Below are 13,427 nucleotides of genomic sequence, written 5' to 3'. Positions count from 1 at the left end.
CCGAGGCTCATCTCTGCTAACATAGCGCCCATTACATGAACAACCGGGACCATCCGCCATGAGTGAACAGAACCTGCCCCCGCTGCATGCCCTGGAACAGCAAGACGCCTTTATCGGCCGCCACATCGGCCCCTCTGCCGATGAAGCCGCCGCCATGCTGGCCGAACTGGACGTCGACAGCCTCGACACCCTGATCGACGAAACCGTACCAGGCAGCATCCGCGTGGAGCAGCCGATCCCGCTGGCCGCACCAAAAACCGAAACCCAGGTGCTGACCGAGCTGAAAGCGATCGCGCAACAGAACCAGCTCAAGCGCTCGCTGATCGGCATGGGCTACAGCGATACCCTGACCCCCAACGTGATTCTGCGTAACGTGCTGGAGAACCCGGGCTGGTACACCGCCTACACGCCCTACCAGCCGGAAGTGTCCCAGGGTCGCCTGGAAGCCATTCTGAACTACCAGCAGATGGTACTGGACCTGACCGGTCTGGATCTGGCCAACGCATCCCTGCTGGATGAGGCCACCGCTGCCGCCGAAGCGATGACGCTGTGCAAGCGCATGAGCAAGGCGAAGAAGGCCAACGCCTTCCTGGTAGACGAGCAGCTGCACCCGCAGACCATCAACGTGATCCAGACCCGCGCCGAGCCACTGGGCTATGACGTCATCGTTGGTGATGTGGAAGCCCTGCTGGACCAGCACGAAGCCTTCGGTGTGGTCTTACAGTACCCGGGCACCAGCGGTGAACTGCGCGACTTTGGCCCACTGATCGAAAAGGCACACAACAATAAGGCACTGGTCTGCGCTGCCGCCGACCTGCTCAGCCTGGTACTGCTGAAATCCCCGGGCGAGATGGGTGCGGACGTGGTGTTCGGCTCCGCCCAGCGTTTCGGTGTTCCCATGGGTTACGGCGGCCCACACGCGGCCTTCTTTGCTACCCGTGACGCCTACAAGCGCTCTGTACCGGGCCGCATCATCGGCGTATCCGTCGATACCCGCGGCAACCCGGCGCTGCGCATGGCGATGCAGACCCGCGAGCAGCATATCCGCCGCGAAAAAGCGACCTCCAACATCTGTACCGCTCAGGTGCTGCTGGCCAACATGGCCGCCTTCTACGCCATCTACCACGGCCCTGAAGGCCTGAAGACCATCGCCGGTCGCATTCACCGCCTGACCGACCTGCTGGCTGCCGGCCTGCAGCAGAAAGGCCTGAAGCTGGTGCACGACACCTGGTTCGACACCATCACTATCGAAGCCGGTGCCGACCGTGACAGCCTCTACCATAGCGCTCAGGAAGCCGGGTTCAACCTGCGCAAGCTGGGTGACGAACAGCTGGGCATCAGCCTGGACGAGCGCAGCGACCGCGCCGAGATTGAAGCCCTGTGGACTGCCCTGCTGGGTTCCGATCACGGTTTGGATATTGCGGCACTGGACGCAGAGCTGGTCGCCAACGGCTCCACCAGCATCCCGGCCGAGCTGGAGCGCACCTCCGACTTCCTGACACACCCGGTGTTCAACGAATACCACAGCGAAACCGAAATGCTGCGCTACCTCAAGCGTCTGGAGAACAAGGATTTGTCACTGGCGCACAGCATGATCGCGCTGGGTTCCTGCACCATGAAGCTCAACGCCACCGCCGAGATGATCCCGGTGACCTGGCCCGAGTTCGGTGCCCTGCACCCCTTCGCGCCGCTGGAGCAGGCTCAGGGCTACAAGGTGATGATCGATTCGCTGGAAGAGATGCTGAAAGCGGTAACCGGCTTTGACGCCATCTGCATGCAGCCCAACTCCGGCGCCCAGGGCGAGTACGCTGGCCTGCTGGCGATCCGCCACTACCACCAGTCACAGGGCGACGTCCACCGCAACATCTGCCTGATCCCGACCTCGGCGCACGGCACCAACCCGGCGTCAGCGGCGCTGGCCGGTATGAAGGTGGTACTGGTCGGCTGTGACGATCAGGGCAACGTGGATATCGACGACCTGCGCAGCAAGGCCGAAACCCACGCCAACGACCTGTCCTGCCTGATGATCACCTACCCGTCCACCCACGGCGTTTACGAGGAAGGCATTCGCGAGATCTGCGACATCGTGCACGCCAATGGCGGCCAGGTCTATATGGACGGTGCCAACCTCAACGCCCAGGTGGCGCTGACCCGCCCGGCCGATATCGGTGCCGACGTGTCGCACATGAACCTGCACAAGACCTTCTGCATCCCGCACGGCGGTGGTGGTCCGGGCATGGGTCCGATAGGCGTCAAGGCACACCTGGCACCGTTCGTCGCCAACCACCCGGTGGTCGGTATCGACGGTCCCAAGGCCGGCAACGGTGCCGTCTCCGCTGCGCCCTGGGGCAGCGCCAGCATCCTGCCGATCAGCTGGGTCTACATCGCCCTGATGGGCGGCGAAGGTCTGCGTCAGGCCACCCGCCATGCGATCCTCAACGCCAACTACCTGGCGAAGAAGCTGGGCGCACACTACCCGGTGCTCTACTCCGGCCGTAACGGTCGTGTAGCGCACGAGTGCATCATCGACCTGCGTCCGCTGAAAGAGGTGTCCGGCATCTCCGAGGAAGATGTAGCCAAGCGCCTGATGGACTTCGGCTTCCACGCGCCGACCATGTCCTTCCCGGTACCGGGCACGCTTATGATCGAGCCAACCGAGTCCGAGTCCAAGGCCGAGCTGGACCGCTTCATCGAAGCGATGGTGAAGATTCGCGGGGAGATCGCACTGGTGGAGGCCGGCGAGCTGGATGCGGACAACAACCCGCTGAAGAACGCGCCGCACACCCAGGCCGACATCATTGATCCGGAATGGAACCGCCCGTACAGCCGCGAACAGGCCGCTTTCCCGGCCAGCTGGCTTAAGCAGTCCAAGCTGTGGCCGACGGTGAACCGTATCGACAACGTTTACGGTGACCGTAACCTGATGTGCAGCTGCCTGCCGGTAGAGGCGTACGCGGAAGACTGAGTAAGCCGGTAAGAGCGGGAGCGCCTTCGCACATGAAGCGCGCTCCCATTATTGTCCAATAACGCCAGACCATCAGAGGTCGGTTCAGCGTTTTATTATCCTTTCACCACGAAGCAGGGCTGCTGCTGTTGCTTCAGCTCACGACACAGCATGTTGGCTGAGGAATGGTCAGCAAATCCGGTGACCCTGACCTTGTAGGCCGTTTTAGCTCCCGAAGACACGGGCACAACGGCTATCGTCCGTCCCAGCAACACCGCTTCCAACTGCTGCTTCAGCCGATCGGCCAGGGATACTGCAACCGCCTGCTCGGACAGCGACGCCAGCTGAACGGCAAAACCACCTCCGGCGGCCTGTTCACGCACTGCCACCATTTCCTCTTGCGGCAGTTCAGGCGCTGTATGACTTACCGCCTGCGTGGCGCTGTCCGATTCTGCGACCACACCCCGCTCATCCGAAGGCTCTTCCTCAGACGCGTCGTTGTTCTCGCCTGCCCGAGCCACGGGCTGCGAGAAGGTATCAACCTCCACAGAATCCGACGCTGGTCCCAGCTCGCGGATACGTGCTTCCAGTTGTGCCGGGATGATCGACAATTCCTGAGCCAGCAGTGCCTGCGCCTTAACGGCCTGGGTGTCACCCGCCCGTGCTGCCAGTGTCATCCATGCCAGTGCGTCCAGGGGAACGGGATCAGGCTGTTTCAGATACAGTATGGCCAACTGGTACTGGGCATCAACATTACCCTGCCGCGCCGCCTGCAGCCACCAGTGGCGACTCTGATCATAATTGGGGGTACCACCGTCAAAATAGTACAGGGTTCCGAGATTCAACTGCGCTTCGGGGTGCCCCAGCTCGGCCGCACGAAGATAAAACCGGCGCGCCTGCTCCAGGTCCGGCTTGATACCTACCCCCTTGCGAAAATACTGCCCCAGGTTGAACAACGCGCCAGCATCGCCCTGCTCCGCACGCTCATACCAGGTCGCGACCTGCTCAGCCAGGCGCTGGCTCAGTGTCTGATCGGAGCCGGCCCAGGCCGGCGGAGACAGAAACAGCCAAGCCACTAACACCCAGCCAAGCGATAATACCCGTTGTTTGTGCAACATGACCTCCAAAGCTGCCACGGTGAGTCGATCTGTAAGCGCGCCCTCACGCTCAGGGACCAACGATATAGCAACTCACGCCTCCCGAGCAACGACAGTACCGCCCCTGAAGCTGATTCGCGCCACCTTGTGCAGGAATGATGCCTTTCGGTCTTACCTGTACGAAACTGTTATACTGAGCGCGGAGCTTAAAAGATGGATACAGATGTCCGATTACAGATGGTATGTGCTGCAATCCAAGCCTGGTCAGGCGGAGAAAGCAGCTCAGGAGTTGATCAATCAGGGGTTTGAGGTGTTTCTGCCCCTGGTCAAGGTGGAAAAGCTGAAACGCGGCAAGCGTGTCGAGCAGGAAGAGCCGATGTTTCCCGGCTATCTGTTTATCGAGCTTTCGGAGGTTGCCAGCAACTGGCGGCCCATTCGCTCCACGCGCGGCGTGGCACGGATGATTACCTTCGGCAACAAGCCGGCGGCCGTGCCCGATGATGTGGTCGAGCAGCTGCGTGACAGCCTCAAGCAGGCGGCCGAGCAGCGTTCACTGGAACCCAACCAGCCGGTACGCATCACCGAAGGTCCCTTTGCCAACCTCAATGCGGTGTTTGCCGAGTATGATGGTGAGAAACGCGCCTTCCTGCTGCTCGAACTGCTGGGGCAATGGCAACGGCTGTCAGTACCCCTGGGCGCGTTGAAAAAGCTCGACTGATTCAGCCCTGAGGCCACAGCGACTGCGGCTCGATCATCAGGGTGCGCTCACTGTCGGTGACCCAGAGCTGACCGTCTTCGATAGTGCACTGCAGGTGCATGCCACGCTGCACCCAGTCCGCCAGCTGCTGGCTCTGCTCCATCGGCACACGCAACACCTGCAGGTTGTCGAACCGGTGCAACTGCCCCTTGATCCCCTCCCACCAGGGTGTGACCGCCTGATCGGAGCCATAGGCCAGCACCAATACATGCTGAGCCCGGTTACAGGCCTTGCGAATACGCTTATCGCTGGGGAGTCCCACATCGATCCAGGACTCGATCTCGCCGGAGTAGTTTTTCAGCCACAGATCCGGCTCATCATCGGCGCAGAGACCACGGGTGAACTCCAGCTGTTCGTCCGCCTTCAGCATGAACGCCAGCAGGCGCATCATCAGCCGCTCTTCCGTTTCAGAGGGGTGCTGCGCCAGAGTGTGGCTGTAGTCGGCATAGTGATGCCGATCCATATCAGCCAGTTGCAGGTGAACTTTGTGGACGGTTGCGTTTTGGGCCATTAGGTTGATCCGCTCAAGTATCCAGAACAGGGGCGGGCATCATCGCACCATTGTGCCTGCATCGCCAGATAATCATTCCGCCAGCTCGACCGGCTCACTGAAGACGTAGCCCCGGCCACGCACCGCCTTGATCGGGCTGGCATCGCAGTATTCACGTATCTTTTTGCGCAAACGGCTCATGATCTGTTCCAGGCGACGCTCATCGTACTGCAGGTAGTCTTCGCCAAGCCCGGATACCAGTTCAGCCCTGGGCGCATGTTCCGGATGGTATCGCGCCAGCTGTTTCATGATGCAGGCTTCCGTCGCCGTCAGCTCCAGTGCCGAGAGCGCATTTGGCGCCACCAACTGGTAGTTGGACAGCTCAACCCGCCAGTGCACACCACCAGTGTAGTAGCTCTTGCGGCGTATCAGCGCATTGATATGCGCCAGCAGTTCAGCTAATTCAAACGGTTTGGTCAGGTAGGCATCAGCCCCGGCCATCAACCCCTTTACCCGCTCGCCCAGCCCCTCACGGGCGGTCAACATAATGATGCCGATGTCATCCTGCCGGTTCAGCAGTGTTCGCGCCACATCGATTCCATCCCGATCCGGCAGCCCAAGATCCAGCAGCAGCAACTCGAAAGGAGGAGCACTATGCGCCTGAAAAAAATCGGCCGCGGTACCGAACACCTCAACCGCATAGCCCTCTTCCTGTAACAGGAAAGCGATCTCTTCACGCAGCGCCTTGTTATCTTCCAGCACAGCAATACGGTGCGTTCTAGTCATCAACATTCCTCCACGAAGTAACAGGTCATACAGGTTCCCTCTGTACCCGTGTCGACCTCAATACGCCCGCCGTAGCGGTCTATGACTTCCTTGACGACAAACAGCCCCAGCCCCAACCCCGGTACATCCTCGCGCTCGCTGGCCCGAAAGTAGCGTTCGAACATGCGCTGTTGTACATAGTCACTCATGCCTTCGCCATGGTCACGCACACTGATTCCCATCGACTTATGACCAGGCAGCACAGCGACTTCGACGGGTGAATCGGATGGACTGTACTTCAAACCGTTATCAATCAGATTACGCACGACCACACCCAGCATTGGCTCGGACAAGCCAAGGCTTATTTTCCTTTCAGTAGCCAGTGCCTGAAAACGTATACGCTTGCGTTGTGCAGGCTCTAATCCGTTTATCACCTCCATCACCAGCCCGGTCACATTATAGGGTTCCCACAGCTGCCCCGAGCTGACGGACTCCTCTTGCCCACGCACCAGGCTCATTTGCAACAGCTGATCAATCCGCTTGATGGCGTCTCGAATGCGCTGATAGCGCTGCTGACGCTGCTCTCGGGTGTTGCCCTTGCGCTCCAGCACACCCAGAGCCTGGGCTGCGGTATCAATAACCGTCAGCGGCGTACGTACTTCATGTGCAAACATCGCAAAGAAGGTTTCATGGGCCAGCCGCTGGGAGCGTTCCAGCCCAGCTTCTCGACCGGAAAGCTCAGCCCGGCGCTGCGCATCCAGCAACGTGCGTTCGGACTTGCGCACAGAGAACATGATGATGAAGTGCAAGCACAGCTGAAATGACAGAATCATGACAGGTGCAATGTAAGTGGTTCCCTGTGTCACGGGCACCATACCGATGGTATACAAACAGTTGACCGAAACAAACACCCCGAACACCAGGCAACCACCGGCTCGAAATTTCTGCTCGGCGTTAAACGCCGTCCAGTTCAGGAGCAACGGCACTGATACCACTAACGGAAACAGCGAGACATACAGGTTGATATATGCCATGGCACGCACAAACTCATCCTGTAGCACAAAGTACATGCCCACCAGACTGTGACCGATGCCGAGCCAAAACATCAGGTACACCAGCCAGTTCCAACGAAACGGGAATGCCAGCATCTGCCTGAAGAAAATAAACGCCAGGCATCCGGAGCCCAGCACGCCCATCTGCATCAGCAGGTTCTGCTCATCCGCACTCAATGCCGGAAACAGGTCACGCATGAGGCCGCTTATCAACAACATTGTAACCAGGAGGCAGGTTTCATAAGCAACGAAATAGATGAACAGCGTCCGTCGTAACCAGACCCCATTCAGTAGGTTGATGACCAGTACCATTAACAGAATACCGATCATGATACCCTCGCTGAGCAGGCGACCGTCGATCACTGCACCTACCTGTGCGCCCGGAATGGCCTGCACCAGCAAGACCGAGGTGCTGCTGGCTTGCAGACGAATCAGCAGTTCACTCTGCCCCTGCGGAATGCGGGTGCCTACGATATGCAAACGATGGTGCAGATCATGCTCAGGGTCCTCAACCCGGTCCCCTGCCGAAAAGCGATCCAGCAGTTGACCATCGTGCAGCAGGTAGAAATCGACCTGGTCCAGATAGGTAGGCCCAACCATGAACGCCCAGTCATCCGAGACCTCGTCACCCCGCTCCAGTGTGGCATAAACCCAGAATACTGAAGGGCTGTAGCCCTCACCGACACCATAAGGAATATCCCTGAAAGCGCCTGCCCGCTGTGCTGCCAGCGCCTGATGCCAATCCAATGCATGGCCACTGTCTTCCAGCAGGCTCAATTGGCCGTCATCCAGCGCAATACCGCCCTGCCCCAGAACCACTGGGGTTGCGGCATTGGCCGACAGAGCCATCATCAGGGCCAACAGCGTGATAACCGGCATCAGCCAAGTGCCAATGGTTCCAAGTCGCTGCATCAGAACCCCGACTCACGAATAAACAGGGCAGCCACCCGCTGCAACTGATGCAGCAAGGCACTGCGTGGCTTGCCGTTTATCACCAGCACGCCCGCCTGTCGTGCCGGTTGCGACACTACCGGCTCTCGGCTTTCAGGCGTCAGTTGAACACGATAATGAGCCGCTTCAGGGATCAGTTGTTCATCCTGACGACGTACCGCAACCGGCCCGCCCGCCTCCGAGCCGAGTTCCGGATATGGCAGTGATGGAACCGCACTGATATCGATCTGTTGCAACCTGACCGGCACACTCGGATGCTCACCGCTGGCCGCGATGAACACACCCGCTTGCCCAGGCTGCAGCAGGTTCAAATCACGCTCATGCACCAGACCTTCGACCATAACCTGCCCCGTATCGACAAGTGTCAGCAAAGGCTGATCGCGCCCCACCCACTGCCCGGGGGACAATGTTTCCATGGCACTGACGACACCACCGAAGGGCGCACGAATGACCAGTTTTTGTTCACGTAAAACCAGCCCTGCCAACTGCTCTTTGAGCTGACGCAAGCGTTCGAGGTTGACGGCCTGATCCGTTTGCGCATCCCGCGAGGCAGACTGACGCGACAGTTTCAACTCTACCAGCTGCAGTTGTTCACGAGTCTGTTCCATTTGTTGGTTCAACTCCGGGGCCGTCAGTCGCAGCAGGGTCTGCCCCTCGACAACCCGCAGCCCGGCGCTTACCAGTACTTTCTCCACCTGTGCCGCTTCAGTCGCAAACAGCGACTGCACCTGCCGGGCTTTAAGCACCGCCGGCACCCTTACATCCACCGACAAGGGCAACAGCGCCCATAACAGGAGACCCAGCGGCAATGACCAGACGGCCCGCCGCCAAGGCGTCCAGTGAAAATCGGCCCGTCGCTCTCGCCAGACCCGCAGCTCTTTGAAAATCGGCATCGCAATAAACCAGAGAACCTCAACAATAAACAGAAATATGCCCAGCAACTTGAAGAAAAAATGGTAAACCAGCAGGGCAATACCCAGAAACAGAAAAAACCGGTATATCCAGGTGCCCCAGGCATAGAGGGTAAGAAGGCGTGCCCTCTGGCGCGGCATGGGTTCGGGTAAGGGGTCATCCAGTCCCCATAGCCAGCGACGCAGACGCCATCGCCCCAGCGCAAACGCCCGCTGCTGCAGGTTTTCCACACCCAGCAGATCAGAGAAGGCATAGTAGCCGTCAAATCTCAGGAAAGGGCTGATATTGACCAATACCGAAGTTATCCAGCTGGTCGTGGCGACGAAGAATGCGGCGCTACGCAGAGCACCGTCCGGCAGGATACCCCAGAGGAAGGTGGCGATCAGTGCCAGATACAGTTCGGTTCGCACGCCGGCGGTAACGATACGCAAACGATCGCGCCGTGAGCGCAGTTTCCAAGCATCGGTCGTATCGGTATAGAGCACCGGGAACATCACCAGAAAGGCAACCCCCATAGACGCTACCCGGCAGCCCAGCCGTTGCGACACCAGCGCATGCCCAAGCTCGTGAGCACTTTTAACCAGCACCAGCGTCAGGCCATAGAGCACCGCGCCCTCCAGACTGAAAAAATACAGGAAGGTAGCACTGAAATTGTCCCATTGGCGCAGTACCAGCAAGCCTCCTAACAACCCCAGCAACAGCACCATCCGGTGCGTCGTGGCACTGAACAGCCATGACAGCCGAGGCCCGATACGGTTAAGCCAGGGGTCGGGCCGAAACAAGGGGATGCGGATGAACAAGTAGTTGTGCAACAACCAGCGCCATGGACTCAACCGCCCTTCACTACGCAGTCGGACGAAGTGATCGCAGGCCCCTTCGGAGCGCGCCAGTACCAGATTGTTGGCGATCAGGAAGTCGATAAACGCGCGGATCTCGTCCGGTTCATGATCAAGCCCCCGATCAGCCAGATAGGCCTGCATCTCATCCAGCGTGCGGCCCGGCTGCCAGTGCCGGATCAGGCTCAGTGCATCGGCGGCCAGGGTGAAATAACGGTTGCGCACCCGATCATGCAGCAACCAGCGCGGTGCGCCATCTTCATCATGACGCCCCGGCAGCAACTTCAGATCCTGCCTCAGCGCGGGCAAGCGTACCTCTACCATCCCAGCCACTGCCGCAGCGAGGTGATCGGACGCCGGAACAGGTAAAAGAACAGGCTGACCCGGTCACCATACACCTTGGCGGTGCCGCGCAGTCCTATACGGGGTGGCGTGGCCCCCGCTTCAGCCTCACTCAGTTGTGCGATCATGCGATAGGCAAATTGCTGGTCGGGCGTCACCTTGGGCTCGTAACCGGCCTGACTCAGCTTCGCCGACCTGGCATGCAAGGGGTCATTATCCAGGAACACTTGCACTTCAGCACCCAGTGCCAGCGCGATGGAGTCCTTAACCGGCAACATGATCTTGAATTCGACCCGCTGCGGGTCTGCCACCAACATGATGCGCTCCCCCACCCGTACCGGGCGCCCCTTCCATTCGTCGGGGTTGTCCAGCACTGCCACGCCGGGTCGATCTGCCCTGATGGACGAACGGGCCAGACGTTGACGAGCGTACCGCAACTCAGCCTCTTTCAAGCGAGACTGAGCCTCCAGCTCGGCCAGGCGGGCCTTCTGCTTCGGGTCCATGAAACCGCTCTGCTGGACCGTTTTCAGCTCTGCCTGGGCCACCGACAGGGCCTGCCGGGCCACGGCCTCCCGGCTGGCCAGTTCCGTATCCTCAAGAAACGCCAGCGGCTGACCAAGCTTGACCTGCTGATTGGGCGCAGCCACCACTTGCTTGACCACACCATCCAACGGCGCTGCAACGACATGTGGGTCTTTCGCTACTACTTCCACCGGTGCCAGCGTACTCAGCCGGACCGGAAGTGCCAGCAGCACGGGGATCGCCAGTGCGGCAGCCAGCCAGACGCGGCGTTGACGCAGGCCCGCTCCAAGTCCCTTGAACCTCTGGTGCCTGCGCAACGCAAAGAGCGCATGCCCGGCACTGCCCGCTAAATGCTGAGCAATGCCCCGCTCCGCTTCGCTCCAGTCCGTGTCGCGCAGCAGCAGTAAGGCACCGGCCACTTCGTTGTCACGCGCTTCAACCCATAAAGGCTGCCAGTAGAGAAAGTCGGGCAGTTCCAGCTCACGCCACTCGGCCGCCAAATCGGCCGGCAGCTCAGCCGGGCGGATCAAGTGGGGTTGATCCGCCTTTCCCTGGGCAATCACAGCCTTACTGAGCCGCTCAGTCCAGTTGATGTAGGGAGAGGTGTAATCAACGGTGGGCAGATCCGACACCGCAACAACCTGAGGGTGCTGCAGCCCCTCCCCCACCAGCAGTAATGCCTGGGTGTAGGGGACACAGCGGTGGGTCTGGTTGACCAAGGTATAAAACAACTGCGCAAGGTCTGATGCCTTGCGCAGTTGTTGCTCCAGCCCCAGCAGGGCGGCAACAGTTTCGCTCACAAATGCTCCTTATGCGGACTGAAGCAGCGCCATCAAACGATCTCCATATTGATCCTGGGCAGCCAACTCTGCTTCCAGCTGGTCACTCAAGGGGACAAAGCCAGCCGTGTCGGCGTCACCAGCCTCAACCGCTTCTCCCTCTCCAGGCAACGAACGCTTGAGCAGCTCTTCCAGATCCAGTTTAAGCTCGAGCACACGGACCTGGCCGTCTGCTCCCACAGCCTGAATGCGGATACTGACCTCTTTCTGGCCGACCGGCGGATTCGTGATGGTCACGGAGCCGGTAGTCGGGTCCAGCTGAATCCAGCCCGGCAACTGCTCACCGCTAGCCAGGCCACCGCTGTACAACGGAGCGCTGGCAGAAGCACTTGTATCCTCGATGGCAATGACCAGCTGCCCTTCCGCAGTGTTATCAATACTGGATACCGCCAGCGACACGGCATCAAAAGCCCCCTGCTGATCCTCGGAAAACTCGACCTGACCGGATTCATTCACGTTGACATCGACAGAGGCACGTACGCTGGTGCTGCCGTCTGTATTCTTGCTCTCAACGACCAGCGCGCCTGGCTCGGACAGGATCACCTGCTCGGTTGCGCCGCCGCCCTCGGCACCTTGATTCTGAGGCTCACTGACGGGTTCTGTTGGCTCCAGTTCAACCTCTTCGGCACTGCTTTCAAAGCCTCCGTCATTCGGTGCCATAAAGCCTGTCGAGTCTGTCGGATCATTTGTAGAGCCACCTTCACTGACCAGGCCATCCGGCAGACCCGACAGATCATTCTCAACCGGCTGAGTATCAGTTTCCGGCGCCGGTGGCGGTGTGTCATCACCACCGGTGCTGGCCGGATCTTCGGACACGACCGCAGTAACCGTCAGCTCGAAGGTACGTGAAACGCTGGCACCCTCAATGTCGATTGCGGTGATCAGGATCTCAAACACACCCGATTCCCGTGCAGCGCCACTGATCGCGCCCGTTTCCGGATTGTAACCGATACCGTCCGGCAAGCCGGTAATGGTGAAATCCAGATCTTCACGGCTGAGCGTGCTGTCCTTGTCACTGAAAAGGCTGGCCACTTCAAGGGCATAATCGGCGCCCATCTGTACGATGATTTCATCATCGGTCAGTTCGCGGGCTGTTACCTCAGGCCCATCATTGGTGCCCACCAGGGTTACGGTGACAACCGCCGTATCCGTCGCCCCCTGGCTGTCTTCAGCCGTTACCGTGAAGCTGAAGGTGATCCGGTCGCCTTCGTTGAGGAAGTCCAGATCCACTGAGGCGACATTATAGGTCCAGTTCACCTGGCCATTATGCGGCTGGTCATCGGCGCCCACGCTGAAGCCGTCTACCAACGTGGTCACCAGGTCCGCCGGCAGAGGCGCAACCGCTGAGCTGTCCTGACGCGCCCAGACAATATCGTCATTGCTGACAAAGCTGATATCGATAGCGTCGGTCAGGTCCTTGTCGGTGAAGTCGACGCTGCCGGTGTCCGTCAGCGCCTGTGCGGAAGCATCTTCAGCCTCGGTAAACGGACCTGCGTCTTCCGCTGAGACCTCTGGCGCATCGTTGCTGCCGGTGATGGTAAAGCTCAGCGTATCGGTCGCAGTGCCACCGTTACCGTCATCCGCAGTCAGGGTATAGCTGAAGGTGATGGTTTCACCCACCGCCAGGAAGTCCAGATCCGCGTCATTAACGCTGTAGTTCCAGTTCACCGTACCCGGCGCCGCGGCATCGGTCGCCCCCACACTGAAACCGGCGACCAGTGCAGCGGCCAGATCACCATCCAGAGTGCCATCACTCCAGGCAATGTCGTTATTGGATACAAAGCTGATATCAATCAGGTCGGTATCATCCAGATCCGCGAAATCAACCTGGCCACTATCGCTCAGATTCTGGGCACTGGCATCACCCGCTTCGCTGAAACCGCTGGATGCGGCGGCGGTCACGGTAGGCGCATCGTTGCT

At 59.6% G+C, this 13,427-nt stretch carries 9 protein-coding genes; 2 read left to right on the top strand and 7 right to left on the bottom strand.

Features of this window, described 5'->3' with window-relative positions; all coding sequences use genetic code 11:
• The first annotated feature begins 58 nt into the window (after positions 1 to 58).
• Positions 59 to 2,965 carry an aminomethyl-transferring glycine dehydrogenase gene (gcvP, locus tag ABD013_RS10360; protein ID WP_343805550.1) on the top strand — a complete coding sequence of 969 codons (2,907 nt, stop codon included), beginning with the start codon at positions 59 to 61 and terminating at the stop codon, positions 2,963 to 2,965.
• Positions 2,966 to 3,060: 95 nt separating this feature from the next.
• On the opposite strand, the gene ABD013_RS10355 is transcribed toward gcvP, so the two are convergent.
• Positions 3,061 to 4,062 carry an SPOR domain-containing protein gene (locus ABD013_RS10355; RefSeq protein WP_343805548.1) on the bottom strand — a complete coding sequence of 334 codons (1,002 nt, stop codon included), beginning with the start codon at positions 4,060 to 4,062 and terminating at the stop codon, positions 3,061 to 3,063.
• A gap of 202 nt (positions 4,063 to 4,264) precedes the next feature.
• Here ABD013_RS10355 and rfaH point away from each other — a divergent pair, with 202 nt between their 5' ends.
• Positions 4,265 to 4,759, top strand: a complete 495-nt coding sequence (gene rfaH, locus ABD013_RS10350) for a transcription/translation regulatory transformer protein RfaH (protein WP_343805546.1) — start codon at positions 4,265 to 4,267, stop codon at positions 4,757 to 4,759.
• 1 nt (position 4,760) lies between these two features.
• Here rfaH and ABD013_RS10345 read toward each other — a convergent pair whose 3' ends face one another.
• The 6 genes from ABD013_RS10345 to ABD013_RS10320 all read right to left on the bottom strand — a co-directional run.
• The gene (locus tag ABD013_RS10345; protein WP_343805544.1) at positions 4,761 to 5,309 is read right to left on the bottom strand and encodes a YaeQ family protein; all 549 of its coding nucleotides are present in this window, start codon (positions 5,307 to 5,309) and stop codon (positions 4,761 to 4,763) included.
• A 72-nt stretch (positions 5,310 to 5,381) separates the two neighbouring features.
• On the bottom strand, positions 5,382 to 6,074 hold the full coding sequence (locus tag ABD013_RS10340; protein WP_343805542.1) for a response regulator transcription factor: 693 nt from the start codon (positions 6,072 to 6,074) through the stop codon (positions 5,382 to 5,384).
• Positions 6,074 to 8,017 (bottom strand): sensor histidine kinase, encoded by a 1,944-nt coding sequence (locus ABD013_RS10335; RefSeq protein ID WP_343805540.1) that lies wholly within the window; start codon positions 8,015 to 8,017, stop codon positions 6,074 to 6,076. Before ABD013_RS10335 ends, ABD013_RS10340 begins: the two co-directional genes overlap by 1 nt.
• Complete coding sequence (locus ABD013_RS10330) at positions 8,017 to 10,128, bottom strand: site-2 protease family protein (RefSeq protein ID WP_343805538.1); 2,112 nt, start codon at positions 10,126 to 10,128, stop codon at positions 8,017 to 8,019. The genes ABD013_RS10335 and ABD013_RS10330 overlap by 1 nt, the downstream gene beginning before the upstream one ends.
• Entirely contained in the window at positions 10,122 to 11,468 is a 1,347-nt protein-coding gene (locus tag ABD013_RS10325) for an efflux RND transporter periplasmic adaptor subunit (protein WP_343805536.1), read from the bottom strand. Before ABD013_RS10325 ends, ABD013_RS10330 begins: the two co-directional genes overlap by 7 nt.
• A 9-nt stretch (positions 11,469 to 11,477) precedes the next feature.
• Positions 11,478 to 13,427: putative Ig domain-containing protein (locus ABD013_RS10320; protein ID WP_343805534.1), on the bottom strand; the 1,950-nt coding region annotated here is incomplete at its 5' end.

It is taken from the genome of Marinobacterium maritimum (genome assembly GCF_039523155.1).
GTDB lineage: Bacteria > Pseudomonadota > Gammaproteobacteria > Pseudomonadales > Balneatricaceae > Marinobacterium > Marinobacterium maritimum.
This window is presented reverse-complemented; position numbering and strand designations above follow the sequence as displayed.

Bases quoted from the DNA above. Each gene is read 5' to 3' on its own strand.
- rfaH (WP_343805546.1), top strand. From the start codon at position 4,265: ATGTCCGATTACAGATGGTATGTGCTGCAATCCAAGCCTGGTCAGGCG.
- ABD013_RS10345 (WP_343805544.1), bottom strand. From the start codon at position 5,309: ATGGCCCAAAACGCAACCGTCCACAAAGTTCACCTGCAACTGGCTGAT.
- ABD013_RS10335 (WP_343805540.1), bottom strand. From the start codon at position 8,017: ATGCAGCGACTTGGAACCATTGGCACTTGGCTGATGCCGGTTATCACG.
- gcvP (WP_343805550.1), top strand. From the start codon at position 59: ATGAGTGAACAGAACCTGCCCCCGCTGCATGCCCTGGAACAGCAAGAC.
- ABD013_RS10330 (WP_343805538.1), bottom strand. From the start codon at position 10,128: ATGGTAGAGGTACGCTTGCCCGCGCTGAGGCAGGATCTGAAGTTGCTG.
- ABD013_RS10355 (WP_343805548.1), bottom strand. From the start codon at position 4,062: ATGTTGCACAAACAACGGGTATTATCGCTTGGCTGGGTGTTAGTGGCT.
- ABD013_RS10340 (WP_343805542.1), bottom strand. From the start codon at position 6,074: ATGACTAGAACGCACCGTATTGCTGTGCTGGAAGATAACAAGGCGCTG.